The sequence below is a fragment of the Rothia sp. 27098_8_29 genome (genome assembly GCF_041432785.1).
GTDB classification, from domain to species: Bacteria; Actinomycetota; Actinomycetes; order Actinomycetales; family Micrococcaceae; genus Rothia; species Rothia mucilaginosa.
The window spans coordinates 163,179-180,852 of the sequence record NZ_JAPWAI010000001.1 but is presented as its reverse complement, the minus strand read 5'-3'; the positions used below and the strand labels follow the sequence as shown (position 1 = coordinate 180,852).

The 17,674-nt window shown below is 58.2% G+C and carries 15 protein-coding genes and 1 tRNA gene; 4 read left to right on the top strand and 12 right to left on the bottom strand.

The window, feature by feature from the left end:
* Positions 1-53 precede the first annotated feature (53 nt).
* Positions 54-1,367 carry a molybdopterin molybdotransferase MoeA gene (locus O3649_RS00745; protein WP_371572323.1) on the top strand — a complete coding sequence of 438 codons (1,314 nt, stop codon included), beginning with the start codon at positions 54-56 and terminating at the stop codon, positions 1,365-1,367.
* 156 nt (positions 1,368-1,523) lie between these two features.
* Positions 1,524-2,600, top strand: coding sequence for a LacI family DNA-binding transcriptional regulator (locus O3649_RS00740; RefSeq protein WP_049353793.1), 1,077 nt, complete (start codon positions 1,524-1,526; stop codon positions 2,598-2,600).
* Between the two features lie 103 nt (positions 2,601-2,703).
* On the opposite strand, the gene O3649_RS00735 is transcribed toward O3649_RS00740, so the two are convergent.
* The 12 genes from O3649_RS00735 to O3649_RS00680 form a co-directional block, all read right to left on the bottom strand.
* Positions 2,704-3,357, bottom strand: a complete 654-nt coding sequence (locus O3649_RS00735) for an N-acetyltransferase (protein WP_005504890.1) — start codon at positions 3,355-3,357, stop codon at positions 2,704-2,706.
* A gap of 273 nt (positions 3,358-3,630) precedes the next feature.
* Positions 3,631-5,619: a PTS beta-glucoside transporter subunit IIBCA gene (locus O3649_RS00730; RefSeq protein ID WP_102033456.1), complete on the bottom strand. Its 1,989-nt coding sequence runs from the start codon at positions 5,617-5,619 to the stop codon at positions 3,631-3,633.
* 239 nt (positions 5,620-5,858) lie between these two features.
* Positions 5,859-7,400: a glycoside hydrolase family 32 protein gene (locus tag O3649_RS00725; RefSeq protein WP_371572320.1), complete on the bottom strand. Its 1,542-nt coding sequence runs from the start codon at positions 7,398-7,400 to the stop codon at positions 5,859-5,861.
* A gap of 322 nt (positions 7,401-7,722) precedes the next feature.
* Positions 7,723-8,097 carry a 50S ribosomal protein L7/L12 gene (rplL, locus tag O3649_RS00720; protein ID WP_005504884.1) on the bottom strand — a complete coding sequence of 125 codons (375 nt, stop codon included), beginning with the start codon at positions 8,095-8,097 and terminating at the stop codon, positions 7,723-7,725.
* A gap of 155 nt (positions 8,098-8,252) precedes the next feature.
* Complete coding sequence (gene rplJ / locus O3649_RS00715; protein ID WP_005504882.1) at positions 8,253-8,783, bottom strand: 50S ribosomal protein L10; 531 nt, start codon at positions 8,781-8,783, stop codon at positions 8,253-8,255.
* Between the two features lie 399 nt (positions 8,784-9,182).
* Positions 9,183-10,310, bottom strand: coding sequence for an ABC transporter ATP-binding protein (locus O3649_RS00710; RefSeq protein WP_314075198.1), 1,128 nt, complete (start codon positions 10,308-10,310; stop codon positions 9,183-9,185).
* A 100-nt stretch (positions 10,311-10,410) separates the two neighbouring features.
* Positions 10,411-11,385, bottom strand: a complete 975-nt coding sequence (locus O3649_RS00705) for a TDT family transporter (protein WP_303949366.1) — start codon at positions 11,383-11,385, stop codon at positions 10,411-10,413.
* Positions 11,386-11,691: 306 nt separating this feature from the next.
* A complete protein-coding gene (gene rplA / locus O3649_RS00700) occupies positions 11,692-12,387 on the bottom strand; it encodes a 50S ribosomal protein L1 (protein ID WP_005504876.1) in 696 nt (231 codons plus the stop codon).
* Between the two features lie 137 nt (positions 12,388-12,524).
* Positions 12,525-12,953, bottom strand: a complete 429-nt coding sequence (gene rplK / locus O3649_RS00695; protein WP_005504870.1) for a 50S ribosomal protein L11 — start codon at positions 12,951-12,953, stop codon at positions 12,525-12,527.
* Positions 12,954-13,219: 266 nt separating this feature from the next.
* The gene (gene nusG / locus O3649_RS00690; RefSeq protein WP_049338063.1) at positions 13,220-13,966 is read right to left on the bottom strand and encodes a transcription termination/antitermination protein NusG; all 747 of its coding nucleotides are present in this window, start codon (positions 13,964-13,966) and stop codon (positions 13,220-13,222) included.
* Positions 13,967-14,070: 104 nt separating this feature from the next.
* Complete coding sequence (secE, locus tag O3649_RS00685) at positions 14,071-14,349, bottom strand: preprotein translocase subunit SecE (protein ID WP_005504868.1); 279 nt, start codon at positions 14,347-14,349, stop codon at positions 14,071-14,073.
* Positions 14,350-14,426: 77 nt separating this feature from the next.
* Positions 14,427-14,499, bottom strand: a tRNA-Trp gene (locus O3649_RS00680).
* A gap of 354 nt (positions 14,500-14,853) precedes the next feature.
* Here O3649_RS00680 and O3649_RS00675 point away from each other — a divergent pair.
* Entirely contained in the window at positions 14,854-16,056 is a 1,203-nt protein-coding gene (locus O3649_RS00675) for a pyridoxal phosphate-dependent aminotransferase (protein WP_070687269.1), read from the top strand.
* A gap of 472 nt (positions 16,057-16,528) precedes the next feature.
* Entirely contained in the window at positions 16,529-17,560 is a 1,032-nt protein-coding gene (locus O3649_RS00670; protein WP_005504866.1) for a 6-phosphofructokinase, read from the top strand.
* The last annotated feature ends 114 nt before the right edge of the window (positions 17,561-17,674 follow it).

Here is a 17,674-nt window from a genome sequence, read left to right as displayed (position 1 = left end):
GTTTTTGAGCTCGCGCGCTGTTGCGCGTCCCGCACACACTTTTACGAGGTACGATGTCTCACCATATTCCTTCTGTTTCGTGGCAGCAGGCCCGCCAGATTCTGCATGAGCAGGGCCTGGAGATTGCTCACCATGTGAAGACGGAGTCTTTGCCGCTGTTGGCGACGATTGACCACTATTTGGCGGACGATGTCTATTCGATGATGCCGGTGCCCCACTACAGCTCTTCCGCGATGGACGGTTACGCTGTGGCGGGTGTGCCTCCGTGGCGTCTGGTGACTCCTGCGTACCCGGAGGATTCTCGCGCGAATATTCACCGTCTAACGGTGCCGATTGCTCCGGGTGAGGCGACCCCAATTCTGACGGGTGGCTTGATCCCGGAGGGCGCGGAGGCGATTGTGCGTGAGGAGCATTCGCGTCTGTATGAAGGTGCGGAGGGTTCTTCGCATCCGGGCGTGAGCGCTCATTTGGAGACTGCGTCGAGCATTCATTACCTGGATATGGCGGAGGGTTTTGAGCCTCCAGCACCGGGTGCTGATATTCGCCATGCTGGTGCTGAGCTGGAACGTGGCGAGTTGTTGGCGCGCCACGGTGACCGTGTGTCTGCTCGTATGGCGGCATTCTTGGGCACGAATGGTTTTGATGAGTTGCCGGTGTATGCCCCGATTCCGGTGCGTTGCGCGTTTACGGGTAATGAGGTCATTACCTTTGGTGTGCCTGCGCCGGGTCAGGTGCGTGATGCCTTTGGCGGCTTCATGGAGCATGCGATTATTTCTGCTGGTTGCGAGGCGCGCCCGTCGATTCGCCTGGCGGATGTTGAGTCTGAGTTCCGCACGTTCTTGTCCACATCGACGGCTCGTGTGCTGGTGTTTACGGGCGGGTCGAGTACTTCGGGTGTTGATTTGGTGCGTAAGGTGCTCAACGATATGGGTGCGACGTACCTGTTTGAGTCGGTGGATGTGCGTCCGGGTCATCCTGCGTTGGCTGCGCGTTTGCCGGTTCCGGAGAAGGGTCCGAATTCGGGTCGTGAGCGTTTTGTGTTGGGTCTGCCGGGTAATCCTTTGGCGGCGTACACGGCTTTGTATTCGTATTTGCCGCCGCTTTTGGCTGGTATGAGGGATATGCCTCTTCCTGAGCTAGATTCGGCGGTTCTGGGTGATCCGGTGGATACTTTGCGTAAGTCGGCGGGGGCTCGTCTGCTTCCGGTGTCGGTGCGTGATGGTGTGGCGTATCCTCTGCCGAAGTCGGCGTCGCATATGCTGTCCTCGTTGGCGGCGGCTACTCACTGCGCAGTGTTGGATGATTCTTCGGTGCGAGGTTCTGCGCATGAGGTGGGGGCTCGCGTTCCGGTTATTCCGGTGCTGTAGACCGGCACGGCAAATCGGTGCGGTTGGCAGCACAGGGGAAAAGCGCTTTTTCTAGTTTTTTGAGGCCTCGTCTGATTTTCGAGGCTCCGTTAGCTCCTGTGAAGAAGGTATAGTAGAAAGATATGTCAATCGTTTAACATATCGAAGGGAGCCCCCGTGGCAAAGCCCAAACTCAGCGACGTTGCAGCCCTAGCGGGCGTCTCCCCCACCACGGTCTCCCGCGTACTCAATAACCGCGGCTACCTGAGCGAAAATACCCGCACCAAGGTCCACGAGGCGATGCGGGAACTCGGCTACCGCCCCAATGCCATCGCCCGTAGCCTGCAGGGTCAGCGCTCGCAGATGGTGGGCCTTATCTTCCCCACGGTTGCGAACCCCTTCTACGGGGAGATGGTGTACCGCCTCGAAAGCCACCTTGCCGAAGAGGGCTACCGGGTCATTCTCTGCAATAGCGACGATCACCCCGAGCAAGAAAAGCGCTATCTGGAGATGCTCTTCTCCAATCAGGTGGACGGCATCATCAGCGGCGCCCACTCAGATGCGCTGGTTAACATTCCGCATGCGCAGGCTCCCCTGGTGACCGTAGACCGTCTCGAAAGTGGTTTCTACCCGAATATTCGCTCCGATAACTACGGAGGTGCCCGCGCCGCCACGGAGCACCTCATCGCCACGGGTGCGCAGAATATTGTGCACGTAACTTCTACCCTGGGTGAGCATAATGAGCGTCAGCGCGGCTACCGTGAGGCAATGCTTGAGGCGGGGCTCATGCCGGAGTTTGTAGAGCTGGGCTTCCGCCCTTCGCTGGGCATTAAGCGCGAGGTGCTCTACCGCTACCTGGATGAGCGTGCCGATAGCCCCGAGCCGGTGGACGCGGTCTTCGCCTCCAACGATAATTACGCCGCACTCACCCTGGGGTGGGCGCGTGCTCGAGGCATTCGCGTTCCTGAGGATTTCCAGGTGATTGGCTATGACGGCACGCAGAGCGTTCAGTTACTCATGCCGGAACTAGCGACCGTGGTTCAGCCGATTGAGGGTATAGCGAAGCGTACCGCGCAGCGTCTGCTGGAGTTGGTTGAGCTGCAACAGGGAGAATCCGCGGAGGAAGCTGCTCCCCCGATGAGCCAGCCTGAGGATGTACTCCCCGTTGAGCTCCATCTGGGGGCTACGGTGCGTTCCATCCCAGATCTGGATCAGATTCAGCCTGATATGTCTGCTCCGGATGAGCTCCAATAAGAATCTCGTCTTCTGAGAATAAAAATCCGCCCCACCGTGCGAGTGCTCACGGTGGGGCGGATTTTGTATATACATTTATCGGTTTTGTGAGCGTCCGGAAGTTTTAGGAGTTGCGCTGCACAATCTCGGCCGGGCCGGTTCCGGGGTAGACCATGCCGACGGCGTGCGCCTTGGAGAAGATGCCGTGGAACGGGCCGAGGGAGAAGAATCCGCGGCGCTCGTAGAGGCGTGCACTGTCGTAGGTCGATGCTTCGAGGTAGGCGGGGTAGTCGCCAATGCGTTCGGTACCGTAGTCGAGTAGCTGGGAGCCAATGCCCCGGCTACGATACTCTTCGAGAACACCAATGTTGAAGAGGTACCAGTGCTTGTACGCGGGGCGGTACTTGAGCAGATGCAGCTCCATTAGGATCGCCTTCAGCAGAGTCTTGCAGCCGAGCGCCTTGTAGTAGGCGCCAATCTGCTTGAGTTCGTTAGCGAAGGAACCTTCCTGGGATTCGGGGGTGTTCCAGAGGCAGACACCCACGATTTTTCCGGTGGTGTTGTCAATAGCAATGTCGATACGTCCGCGGCCCTGGAAGTTACCGTAGACCTGCAGGGTCATGATTGCGCGGAGCTTGGCAAGTTCCTGTCGGCGGCTACCACCTGCAATGACTGCCATCATGGCGGGGTCTCCGTCGAATGCGGCAATCAGCACCTCGAGCGCATCTGCATATTCATGAGACTCGGCGGTGCGGACGGTATAGGAGGCTGAGGTCATATTCACCCTTTACAAAAGCTTGAAACTATACATAAATATTAGCTGGATTATTCACTCCTGGCTAATAAATTGTTCCTTATCAAGACATTTTTCATGGCCATGCACCAATGTGTGCCAGCTTATATTGCACCAATATGCATAATTTTAGCGAATATTTATTCACATACTTTTTGCACGCTCTTGCAGGAAAAATTGAACACCCCGCACCAGCTCTAGGGAGAGCGGTACGGGGTGCACATCACGTTGAGGTTATCTACTCATTAAGAGCGCAGACTATGCGTTAGCCTTTGCCTTCAGTGCAACCTTCAGGAGCGAATCCGCGTTGGTCACAGAAGCGCCCGAAGCCTGGACATCTTCAACCGAAGCAGCTGCCTTCTTGGAGTTGGTGATCACCATGGGGGTTGCCAGCGGATAGCCAGCAGCCTTAATCGCGGGAATATCGAACTCAGCGATCACGTCGCCGCGCTTGACGGTGTCACCCTTAGCAACCTTGGGCTCGAAGTGCTTGCCGTCGAGCTCAACAGTGTCCATGCCGATGTGCATCAGCAAATCCAGACCGTCCTCGGTTCGCAGACCGTAGGCGTGGCCGGTGGGGAATGCGACGGTAATCTTGCCGTCAGCCGGTGCGTAGAGCTTACCTTCGGTGGGCTCCACAGCAGTGCCTGCACCCAGTGCGCCGGAGGAGAAGGTGGGGTCCTTGACGTCAGCCAGCAGAACCACGGAACCGACCATGTGGGAGCCGATTTCGACGCTCTCGCCAACCTCAGCTGCTACGGCAGTAGAGGGGGCTGCGGCAGCTGCTACGGGAGTTGCAGCAGCGGGTGCCTCAGCTTCCTCAGTGTTGCCTGCCTCGACCTTCTTACCCCAGATGAAGGAGGCAACGAAGGCGATGACGGTGGTCAGGACGAGGCAGCCCAAGAAGCCCGGGATACCTGCACCAACGGTTGCTTCAATCGAGGGGAAGCCAAGGTAACCAGCAGCGCCCAGCTTACCCGCCTTAATTCCAAGAATAGAGGTAACCATCGAACCAATACCCGCGGAAACGATTGCAATGTAGAAGGGCCAGCGCAGAGCCAGGTTGACACCGAACATTGCGGGCTCGGTAATGCCCAGGAACGCGGAGGGTGCGGCTGCAGAAGCAATACCCTTAATCTTCTTGTTCTTGGTGGTCAGCGCGACACCGGCTGCGGCACCGCCCTGAGCCACGTTAGACATGGAGGCAACGACGAAGATGAAGGAACCACCGGTAGCCCACAGGCTCATCTCGATGGGCGGGAATGCCTGGTGCATACCGGTCATCACGATGAATGCGTAGAAGGTACCGAAGAGCAGACCGCCGAGCGGGCCGGCAACGGTGTAGAGCCAGTTGATGCTTTCACCCAGCCAGGTGCCCAGCTGGAACATCGGGGGTCCGACCAACAGGAAGGTCAGGAAGCCGGTGATCAGGATGGTGAGGGTCGGGGTGAAGATGAAGTCGATGGTTCCCTTGAGGACCTTGTGGAAGAACTTCTCGACGTGGGACAGGATAAATGCGACCAGCATGATGGGCAGCACGGTACCCTGGTAGCCCGCCTGCTGAACCTGCAGACCGAAGAGGTTCCAGTACTTCATCGGGTCGGTGCCTTCAGCACCTGCCAGGGATGCTGCGACGTTGTAGCCATTCATCAGGGCCGGGGATACCATTGCGGCACCCATGGTCATACCCAGGTAGGGGTTACCGCCGAAGACCTTGGTGGCGGAGAAGCCGACCAGCACGGGCAGGAAGGCGAAGGGAGCTGCGGAGAGCAGGTTGACGATATCCGCGAAGTCAGCCCACTCAGGGAAAAGTTCAATAACTGCCTGGGGGCCAAAAATACCCTTAGAGGTCAGGAGGCTATTGAGCGCCATCAGCATACCGCCACCGACCAGCACCGGGATGAGCGGCACGAAGATGTCAGCAATGGTCTTGATGAAGCGGGAGACAATGTTGCCCTGCTTGGAGGCAATTTCCTTGAGTTCGTCCTTGGATGCCTCGGGTGCGCCAGCAGCGATGAGGTGCTTATGCACCTCGTTGACGTCGCCGGGGCCGACGATGATCTGGAACTGGCCAGCGTTGAGGAAGCTGCCCTTGAGGTCTTCGTCGTTGTCGATTGCCGCCTGGTCGACCTTGTCCTGGTTCTTCAGGACGAGGCGAAGGCGGGTTGCGCAGTGTGCGGCTGCAACGATGTTGCCGGCGCCACCGACGTCCTTCAGCACGCGCTGTGCCACTGACTTGTGGTCCACGCTCGCTCTCCTTTGTTTGGAGCACCACCGTATGATGCTTTGTGAATGAGGTGAGATATGTCTGTGTGTGCATGTCATGCATATGTCATACGTTTGACATATCGGATGTAAAACATGGTATCACGGGAAAGTTCTTAAAAGCGAGGGCCCACCCTCCATACGGAAAGTGAGCCCTCAGACATATTCAGAAATTACCAGAAACCACCCGTGCAGGCGGCTCCTAACGCTTAGAAAACGGCTTAGAGACGGCCGTACTCCAGGGACAGCACCTCGCCACCGGTCAGGCGGACACGGCGCTTATCGCCCTTGAAGAAGGTACGAGCGGTCATGACCTCAGCACCCATGGACGCGACCAACTTGCCGCCCACGTACAGTTCGGTAGCCGAGCCATCCACCAGCAGATCAAACTCGCGAATCTTCGAACGCTTCAGGGTACGGCGGCGCAGGCTACCACCCTCGGTGTAGCGGGTACCGCCACGGTCCATCTGCACAAAGTCCTTATCCAGCACAATGCTCAGAGCCACGCCGTGAGTGTCCTTAATCTTCAGCTTCACGCTCTCATCAGAGACGTTCACGCGGCCGCGCAGACGGAAGGTCAGGGCGTTCTTCAGCTCTACGAGCTTGCCCTTCTCCTCCTCACGGTACAGAGGCTTCATCTCCATCGCGTCATTCAGCTGCGGAACCGGACGCTGGAAAATCTTGCCGTTACGCAGGTGCAGCTCACGCGGGTAGGTGAACATGTGCACCCAGCGGTGACTCCACGAGGGCAGGTCGTCCTGGGCTGCGTTACCCAGCCACGCAATCATCACCGGGGCATCGCCGCTCACGGTGTGCGGTGCCTTCGGGTCAGCAGTCAGGCCGGTACCGGAGATGGTCTGCGGAGCGTAGAACTCGAAACCTGCATCCAGCTCGGTGAAGGGGGTCTCCACGGTGAACTTGAGGGTCTCGTTATCCAGCGAACCGACAATGTAGCCGCTCTGGAAAATGTTGTTGTACTTCTCGCCGAGGGGCTCCATGCCCTGCGGGCTGAAAATCAGCACGTCGCGGATTTCGCCGGTCAGCTCATCGCGCATGCTCAGCAGGGAGGGGCACTCATACATGTAGGTGCCCTTGAGGGTCTTGTCCTTGATGCCCAGCTCGCCGCGGAAAGTCCACTCGCGGCGATCCTTGGAGGTGTACACGACCACAGCGCCGGTCAGGTCCTCACGCTGAGCACCAATGACCATCCACCATTCGCCGTTACGCTCAAAAACGTGCGGATCGCGGTAGTGTGCAGTGTAGCCCTTTGCGGGGCCGGAAATCAGCGGGGGCAGCTGACGGGTCGGCTTCGCGTCCTCACCAGCGGTTGCGAGAATCTGGTAGGTTTCGCGGTTGCCCTTTTCGTCCTTCACGTTACCGGTGTAGAAGAACTCAAAACCGCCGGGAACCTTAATACCGGAGCCGGAGTAGCAGCCGTGCGAGTCGTAGCGGCTATCGGGAACCAGCGCGGTACCCTCATCGGTCCAGTGGGTCAGGTCCTCACTGACCGCATGGCGCCAGTAGACCATACGCTCCGGGTGCAGGGGCGAGTACTGGTAGAAGGCGTGATAACGCTTACCATCGAAGACCAGGCCGTTCGGGTCATTCAGACGGCCCACGGGAGGCGCCAGGTGTAGAGCCGGGTAATCGCGGTCTTCACGAACACCGGCACCGAAAGCGTCCAGGACCTGCTGTGCTTCAGCCGCCAAGTCGCGGGCGGGTCGCTCGGTTGCGCTCTTCTTCTTTTTCTTCTGCTCGCTCATGTCTATCCGCTTTCGTGCAAAGGAATGTCTGGGTTGTCTCATCCCATCATACGGCACCTCTGCCCCGTTGCCGGGCTCTAGGAGAGAGGCACCACAGTGCTCTCAGCCTCTCTCACCCGGGGCACAGGGTGGTCACAGCGGCTTATACCGCCACCTGCCGAATATGTAGCGCATACCCCGTTTGCTACAGGAGAAAAGAGCGGACACGGCAAAGCCCCGAACCTCCCCAGTCTTCATACCGGGCGGGTTCGGGGCTGTTAAATGCCGCGAGGCGGCACATCCGATGGATGCACCGCCCGCGTAAGAATCGAGAAGAAGTCGATTACTTGAGGGTGATGGTTGCGCCAGCAGCCTCGAGCTGCTCCTTAGCCTTCTCAGCGTCTTCCTTGGAAACGCCCTCGAGCAGAGCCTTGGGAGCGCTGTCAACCAGGTCCTTTGCTTCCTTCAGGCCGAGGGAGGTCAGGGCACGAACTTCCTTGATCACTGCGATCTTCTTGTCGCCAGCGGACTCCAGGATAACGTCGAACTCGGACTTCTCTTCAGCAGCCTCGCCTGCTGCGCCGCCTGCTACAACTGCAACGGGAGCAGCTGCGGTGACGTCGAACTCTTCCTCGAATGCCTTGACGAACTCGGAAACCTCAACGAGGGACAGTTCCTTGAATGCTGCAATGAGTTCTTCGATGGACAGCTTAGCCATTGTTTGGCTCCTTCACTATCTGGTGCGGGCTGACGCCCGCGGTGTAAATCTTCAGTACCTACCCGAGAGGGTCGGTCAAATTTAGGGTGCGTTACACGCTATTCGCGTTCACGCTGCTGAGTATCTCAGCGCTGGTGCAGTAGCACGAAAGGGGCTTATGCCTCTTCCGAAGCCTCCTCGGCAGCAGCGGGAGCTGCGCCTTCCTGCTCCTCCAGCTTGACGCGCAGTGCGTCCACAACCTGTGCGATGCGTGCGATGGTAGCCTTTGCACCACCTGCAACCTTGGACAGCAGAACCTCGCGGGATTCCAGGTCAGCGTAGCGCTTGACGTCGTCCTCGGTCAGAGCGGCACCTTCGTAGTAACCGTTCTTCACAATCAGCTGGGGGTTAGCCTTGGCAAAGTCACGCAGGCCCTTAGCAGCATCAATCAGGTCGCCCTTGATGAATGCCAGTGCGGAGGGACCCTGGAGGTGGCCTTCGAATGCGTCGATGCCAGCTTCCTTAGCTGCGATAGCAGCCAGCGTGTTCTTCACCACGGCGTATTCGGTCTCTGCACCGAGTGCGCGGCGCAGCTCCTTGAGCTGTGCAACAGTGAGACCGCGGTATTCGGTCAGGATGACTGCGTTCGAAGCTTCGAAGAGTTCCTTCAGCTCGGATACTGCAGCGATCTTTTCCTGAGTCGCCATGGTAGTTCCTTCTTCCGATTCTTGTAAGGTCGCCGGTAGAGCCTCGAAGCATTTATTGCAAGCAATAAAAAATGCCCCGACGCGTAGGCGTACGAGGCACGATAGACGGAACCCTGCATGAGGGCGACGGCTATTCACTTCGAGTTACCTACGCGGGCGGCGATTTCTAGTGAAATCTGCTCTTATCAGAACTCTGTTCTTCGTCTCCATCGAGGTGGCGATAAAGGACATAGTTCTAGACCGGCGGTCTTTGGTTCATTCATCATCTCAGGTTAAAGCCCGAGCCGCAAGTTAAAAACGTGGTTAAGCGGGATTAATCACTTAAAGACCCCTTTTAAGCCAATTAACCGCTCTTTCTCCCGCCTAAAAGGCCCGGTTGAAAGGCCCAGAAACCGTGTTCTAGAGGTAAAAGCGCTTTCCGCCCGAGAACAAGAAGCAGCGCTCCGCCGCCACCCCCAGGTGCACCCGCTCCCCAACACTTAGGGAGGAGCCGCCCTGCGCATCCGAGATAAAGAACTCAAGCTCCTGACCGGCACGCACTCGGGCACACATTCGGGCACTCAGCTCAGAATCCGCCGAAGCCTGCCGAGATTCCAGAGGCAGGGACACAGCTTCCACCAGACGCGCACGGTACAGCATGCCACCCACCAGATGGCGGCTGCCGAGCACCTGCACCGGCAGAGCATGAGCAGCGTCTGCCGCCACAGGGCACAGAGCGGTCGCACGAATCGCCAACTCGCACCCAACAGGAAGCGACTCCGAATCCTCAAGGGCCAAAAGGTTCAGCGCGGGCGCCGCCAAAAGCTTCGCCACCTGCAGAGTATGCGGATGCGCCAGCAGCCGCTCCGGAGTGTCTACCTGCACCAGGTAGCCAGCATCCATGACCGCCACCCGTTGCCCCAGCATGAGCGCCTCATTCTGATCATGGGTCACGTACAGGCCCGTAAAACCGTAACGCTCATGCAGGCGCACAATATCGGCACGGATACTCGCACTCATCTGCTCATCCACACTCGCCAGCGGCTCATCAAAAAGAACCACCGGAGCACGACGAATCAAAGCACGCGCAATACCCACACGCTGAGCCTGACCACCCGACAGTTGCGAAGGCTTACGGGACTCCAGCCCCTCAAGCTTCAAAGCCTCCAGCAGCTCATGGTAGTAGTCCATATCAACCTGACCGGCGAACGCACCCAGCCGGGTCGGAAACAGAATATTGTCCTTCACGCTCAGGTGCGGGTACAGAATAGGGCGCTGAAAAACCACACCCACCGAGCCGCGTTCCAGAGGCTGACCGGCGTAGGTCACCCGACCGGCGCTCGGCTCCTCCAGGCCGGCAATAATACGCAGCAGGGTCGACTTACCCGTACCCGAAGAACCAACCAGAGAAATCAACTCGCCGGGGTGCACATCCAGGTCAATCTCATTCAGAACCGTCGTATCGGCACCAAAGGTCTTAGCGACACCTCGAATACGCAGGCCTTCAAAAGGCTCCGCCGCGGCAGAAGAGTAGGATGCAGAAGTCATTCCCCCATTATCGCTGAAACTTGTGCCCGGCACGGGTGCAGAAGATAAGCACCGTCATAAAACAGCGCGTGAGCCTCGCGCCAGAATCTCATTGAGCGCCCTAGCTCGGTCGTACCAGCAAACGCCCCTTCAACGCCAGATGCAGCGTACCCACCCACAGGAAGATGAGGAAAGCAGTACCCGCCACCGTTAGCGCAGGACCCACCAACCCCAGCGAGCCAGCAGCCGTCAAGCGAATACCGCTCGCCGCCATGGAAGCCATACCGAACGAGAAACCCCACATGCTCATCGAGAAACCACCCTCAAGAGTCCACGGGAGCAAACGCATCAAGAAGAACAGCTGCAGAATGCCATAACCGGTCAGCACCAAAAAGAACCAGTCCACCGTGCCGCCATTAGCCGCCAGGTACGCGTTACCACCCACAAAAGGCGGCGCCATCTGAATACCAATAATGCCGCGCTCCCCCTGAGGTAGCGGGGCCAGGGTGCGCAGGCGGCTCAGAATCGCGGCCTCGATACTGAACCACGAAATCAGACCCGCACCGAAGAAGAGCATCGCCATATCGCGCCACCCCACAAAACCCATCGCCGTAGCGGTCGCAAAATTTGTCGCCACAGTCGGCAGATACAGCACCGGCGAAGCAGCCTCAGGCACATACCCACCACGCCACGTACCCGCAATGCGGTGAGAGGCAAAGTACAGCTGGCCCACGCCTCCCAGTACCACCAAAGCGAGAGCCGGAGTCTCCGCATAGAGGTAGAGAGCCGCACCCACCTGCGCCGTCGTTGCCGGAATCAGCGAAAAGAAGCAGGTACGCGCCGGATGCTCCCAAAAACTGCACACCCACGCACGATACTTCACCACCGAGTGAACCAGAAAACCCATCAGGAGCAGCCACACCACAGCGTTAAAAGCCAGGATGCTCTCCCCCACCCATCCAGGAGCCATACCTTTCGAGGCTCCGGTACGCCAGGCAGCACCCAACGCACCGGTACCCAGCGCCACCGCAAAATAATTGACCGGCACGCTGAGGCCGCGGCGGGCGCTCTGCTCGCTCTGAAGGGAAGAAGGCATTAGGTTTTACCTCTCATGGTTGTAGGGCAGACTGTGGGCACGCAGCCCCAATATGTGTTTCGACGGTACCGGAGCATGGGCAACGCCATAGGAACCAGGGACCAGAAAATCATTCTATGTTTTTAAGCCTATACAAGCTGGAAGTCCGTGACGTACTTTAACCGATTCCGGTCACGCAATGTCTTGAATCTTCACGCTGTGTTTTGAATCTTCGCACAGACAAAATCATGCACAAAAAAAATCGCCCCCGACGCCTAAACGTCGGGGGCGACTACTAGCTCATGCTAGAAGCTACAGGTGCATACCTTAGGCAGCAACGGCAGCCGGATCAACGGGGATGCCGGGGCCGAAGGTGGTAGCAACGGTTGCCTTGGAGATGTAACGACCCTTAGCCGAAGAGGGCTTCAGACGGTTAACCTCTTCCAGAGCTGCCTGGAAGTTCTCCTCGAGCTGCTCAGCGGTGAAGGAAGCCTTACCGATGATGAAGTGCAGGTTGGAGTTACGGTCAACGCGGAAGTCGATCTTACCGCCCTTGATGTCTGCAACAGCCTTTGCAACATCCATGGTCACGGTACCGGTCTTGGGGTTCGGCATCAGGTTACGGGGACCCAGGATCTTACCCAGGCGGCCGACCTTGCCCATCATGTCGGGGGTTGCAACCGCTGCATCGAAGTCGGTCCAGCCGCCAGCGATCTTTGCGATCAGCTCGTCGGAACCAACGTAGTCAGCGCCAGCTGCCTCAGCCTCAGCAGCCTTGGGGCCTGCTGCGATAACGACCACGCGAGCGGTCTTACCGGTGCCGTGGGGCAGGTTCACGGTACCGCGAACCATCTGGTCTGCCTTACGGGGGTCAACGGACAGACGCATTGCAACCTCAACGGTTGCGTCGGTCTTGGTGGAAGAGGTTTCCTTCGCCAGGGCAACTGCCTCAGCGGGGGTGTAGAGCTTACCCTCTTCAATCTTGGCTACAGCTGCCTTGTACGCCTTGCTGCGCTTTGCCATCTGCTTTTCTCCTTATGCAGTTGTGGTCTCGTGAGCCGCGCTCGGCTCTGCCACATCCCGTCCATACGACGGGCATTTACAAGTTCTGTGTAGAAAAATCTACGGTGCCGATTACTCGGCTATTCGGCGAACCGAAATTACTCGACGGTGATACCCATGGAACGAGCGGTACCTGCGATGATCTTGGAAGCAGCATCCAGGTCGTTTGCGTTCAGGTCGGGCATCTTGGTCTCAGCGATCTCGCGCACCTGAGCCTCGGTCAGCGAACCAACCTTGGTGGTGTGAGGAACAGCGGAGCCCTTAGCAACGCCAGCAGCCTTCTTGATCAGCTGGGAAGCCGGAGGGGTCTTGGTGATGAAGGTGAAGGAGCGATCCTCGTAGACGGTAATCTCAACGGGGATGATGTTACCGCGCTGCGACTCGGTTGCAGCGTTGTATGCCTTGCAGAACTCCATGATGTTCACACCGTGCGAGCCCAGTGCGGGGCCGACGGGGGGAGCCGGGTTAGCGGCGCCTGCCTGGATCTGCAGCTTAATGAGGCCAGTGACCTTCTTCTTGGGAGCCAATGTAGGGTCCTTTTCTTAGCTGGGAACCGACGCACAGGAGCGTACGCCGGCAAGATGGTGACCGTGGCGCGGTCACCTGTGCATCCACATGAAAGCGTGACATGCGCATACACAAACCAACATTCTAGCGTTAATCAGCGACTTAATCCAGCGCCAGCTAGCAGAAAGATTAAACCTTGTCCATACAGCCGCCGCCGGTTATGCAACCACCACAAAATATGAGCCCCACACCGAAGTGCGAGGCTCATATTCACACGCTAAAAACGTTAAATCTTTTCGATCTCGGTGAAGCTCAAGGTCACCGGGGTATCGCGGCCGAAGACGGAAATCATCACGACAATCTGCTGGGACTCGCCCTTGATCTCCGAAACGGTAGCGTCCATGCCCTCGAAAGCACCGGACTTCACGCGGACGTTCTCGCCCACAGTGTAGTCGGACTCGATAACGGGCTTGGAAACAGGCAGGCCCTGGCTCTGCTGCTGCTCTTCGAAGACCGGCAGGAGCATGTCAAAGACCTCGTCCATACGTAGCGGGACCGGGTTGTACGCATCCTGACCCACGAAGCCAGTCACACCGGGGGTGTGGCGGACAACACCCCACGAGTGGTCGGTCAGTTCCATGCGAACCAGAACGTAACCGGGAACGCGCACGCGGCGGATGGTCTTCTTCACGGTGTTCTTGAACTCAACCACGGTCTCCATGGGAACCTGAACCTCGAAGATCTCATCTTCAGCTTCCAGGTTCTGGATACGGGTCTCGATACCGGTCTTCACCTTGTTCTCGTAGCCGGAGTAGGTGTGAACCACATACCAGTCGCCCATCTGACGGCGCAGCTTGGACTTGAATTCTTCCAGAGCGTCGACTTCCTCAGCCGCCTCAGCAGCTGCTTCAGCCACCTCGACAGCCTCGGTAGCTTCCTCAGCCTGCTGCTCAATAGCTGCAGACTCCTCAGTAGCCTCAGCAGCGGCTACCTCGACCTCTTCAATCTCGGATACCAGTTCCTGCTCGGACACGTCGCTCCTACTTTCTATCGTTAATCATCTAGAGGGGACTTCCACTCGCCAATGCGCTGAGGGAAATCACTGATGGGGCACCCCAGATAAGGATGCAGCCTGTACTAGTTACGCTGAATGGTTCCGTTACCGAAAATCCAGAATGCTCCCTGGCCGAAAAGATAATCCAGACCAGAAATAAGAAGGAGCATCACCACGACGAAGAACAGAACTCCGAAGAAGTAACCAACCAGTTCACGTCCGGTGGGAGTAGTAACCTTCTTCAACTCCGCAAAAACTTCACGGAGGAATGCAAAAATACGGCCGAAGAAACCGAGCTTCTTATCGCTCTTCGACGATGCGCCGGGCTGGACAGCCTTCTCGGCGGTAGCAGACGATGCCATTTCTTCTGCCCCTTTCTGAGTCTAAAAAAGTACGCCCGGGGTGCGGGCGTACAAATTATTTATTGAGGCAATAAAAGCAGGGCGGACAGGACTCGAACCTGCAACCTGCGGTTTTGGAGACCGCTGCTCTACCAATTGAGCCACCACCCTTTGAAGCGTTAACTTCAGGTGTGAGAGTTGCTTCTCACTTGTCTACTCCTCTATTGCCTCGCAAGCCGTGGGCTTTAGAGGGGCAAACAATTACACCCTTGCGGGTGCAGAACTAACTGTAAACCATCTTTCGGGGCCGATGCAACTTCAAAATGTAATATTTTTCGAAAAACCTCTTGAGATACCTTGACGAAGGGTTCCGTATCGCTACTAGTGGACCGTATCCTATTACAAGGAACGCCGCACACACCCGCGCCCATCACGCGCGGATTGGTCCCACACGCGCATTCCCATCACCTATTTCCTTGTCGACTTCAGGCCGGCAGCGCACAAGAAGAAAGAGAAGAGAGCCCCATGGCGCGTATTTCAAGCCGCATCGGTGCCATCGCACCCTCCGCAACCCTTGCCGTCGACGCAAAGGCAAAAGCACTCAAGGCTCAGGGACGCCCCGTCATCGGTTTCGGCGCAGGCGAACCGGACTTCCCCACCCCCGCGCACATTGTGGACGCCGCACGCGAAGCGCTCAACGACCCCAAGAACTTCCGCTACTCCCCCGCCTCCGGTCTTCCCGAACTGAAGAAGGCAATCGCGGAAAAGACCCTGCGCGACTCCGGCGTAGAGATTGACCCCTCCCAGGTTGTCGTCACCAACGGCGGCAAGCAGGCGGTCTATCAGGCATTCGCAACCGTCATTGGCGAAGGCGACGACGTCCTGTTGCCCGCACCCTACTGGACCACCTACCCCGAGTGCATCCGCCTGGCCGGCGGCAACCCCATCGAGGTGTTCGCCGGTAGCGACCAGCACTACAAGGTCACCGTCGAGCAGCTCGAAGCAGCCTACACCCCCGCCACCAAGGCGCTCATCTTCGTCTCCCCCTCCAACCCGACCGGTGCCGTCTACACCGAAGAGGAAACCCGCGCCATCGGCGAATGGGCTCTGTCCAAGGGTATTTTCGTTCTGACCGACGAAATCTACGAGCACCTCACCTATGACGGTGTTCAGGCTGTCTCCATTCTGAAGGCGGTGCCCGAACTCGCTGACCTGTGCGTCATCCTCAACGGTGTGGCAAAGACCTACGCCATGACCGGTTGGCGTGTGGGCTGGATGATTGGCCCGCGCGACGTCATCGCCGCAGCTTCCAACCTGCAGTCCCACATGACCTCCAACGTCAACAACATCGCACAGCGCGCAGCCCTTGCCGCCCTGACCGGCCCGCAGGACGACGTGGAAATCATGCACGCAGCCTTCGACCGCCGCCGCCGCACCATCGTAGATGGCCTGAACGCTATTGAAGGCGTGCACTGCCCCGTACCCACCGGTGCGTTCTACGCCTACCCGGACGTACGCGAACTGCTCGGCAAGGAAATTGAGGGCGTACGCCCGCAGACCACCGCAGAGCTGGCTGAGCTCATCCTCGAAAAGGCTGAGGTCGCCGTAGTTCCCGGCGAGGCATTCGGCCCCAGTGGCTACCTGCGCCTCTCCTACGCCCTGAGCGACGAGGACCTGGCGGAGGGTCTGGCACGCCTGCAGAAGTTCCTCGGTCAGGCACACGACTAGTTCCGTCTCCCTCTGAGCGCGCCTGCTGAACCTGCAACTCACCCCGTGGGAAGCGGTTCAGACGTGGGATAAACCGGTGCGAAACGATCAATCACAGGACTATTGACCGTTTTTTGTCCTAAGAACGGAGAATCCCACAAATATTTAAAAATATTTTTAAAACGAATGAGGCTTCCCGCATCTTTACAGATGTGAGGAAGCCTCATTCGCCTCTTCGGTGCCATAGGTGGGAAAGGGCGGCTATTTGTGTTTCAAACCCAAACATACAGGTACTAAAAACCTGAACTTTTCAGCACCGAAACGGGCGTTCCCACGGCTTTCCACCACTACCCACACAACCCAAACATCGCTAAAATAGAGACCAAGAGAACGACCTCCCGACCGGCGAACATTCGCGTGCCGAATTCGTGGAGGTCATAGTTATATACACGCGCGCACAACACCTAAAACGCGCAGACATTAGGAGCCAACCATGAAGATCGGTCTGCTTACTTCCGGCGGCGACTGCCCCGGCCTGAACGCTGTCATCCGCGGCGCTGTCCTCAACGGCGTCAAGAAGTACGGCTACGAGTTCGTCGGCTTCCGTGATGGCTGGCGCGGCGTCGTTGAAGGCGACTACATGGACCTGCCCCGTCAGAAGGTCCGCGGCCTGGCAGCCCAGGGCGGCACCATCATCGGTACCTCCCGCACCAACCCCTTCGACGGCCCCAACGGTGGCCCCGAAAACATCGAAATTATGATGGAACGCCACGGCATCGACGCAATCGTTGCTATCGGCGGTGAAGGCACCCTCGCAGGCGCAAAGCGTCTGGCAGACGCAGGCCTGCCCGTCATCGGTGTCCCCAAGACCATTGACAACGACCTGCGCGCAACCGACTACACCTTCGGTTTCGACACCGCTGTGTCCATCGCAACCGAGGCAATGGACCGCATCCGCACCACCGGTGAGTCGCACCACCGCTGCATGGTTGCCGAGGTCATGGGCCGCCACGTCGGTTGGATCGCACTGCACTCCGGCATGGCTGCAGGCGCACACGCAATCCTGATCCCCGAGGTCAAGGTCTCCATGGAGCAGGTTGCTGAATGGGTCAAGGAAGTACACGACCGCGGCCGCTCTCCCCTAGTTGTCGTTGCTGAAGGCTTCATCCCCGAAGGCTTCGACGACGTCATGGCAAACAAGGGTACCGAAAAGGACGGTCGTCCCCGCCTCGGTGGTATCGGTGAGTACATCACCCACGAGATCGAGAAGATGACCGGCGTCGAGACCCGTAACACCATCCTGGGCCACATCCAGCGCGGTGGCGCGCCCACCGGCTACGACCGCGTGCTCGCAACCCGCCTGGGCATGGGTGCAGTCGACATGGTCGCTCAGAAGCAGTGGGGCAAGATGGTCTCTGTGCAGGGCACCGAGATCAAGTACGTACCCCTCGAAGAGGCACTGGACGGCCTGAAGTCCGTACCTCAGGAACGTTGGGAAGAAGCAGCCGTCCTCTTCGGCCGCTAAACCCCGCAAGCTCAGCAAGCTCGCTGAGCACTCATACTAGAACCGCGGAGGCGGGCACTCGCAACGGGTGTCCGCCTCCGCGGTTCTAGTTGGGATGGGTTCTAGTTCAGGCGG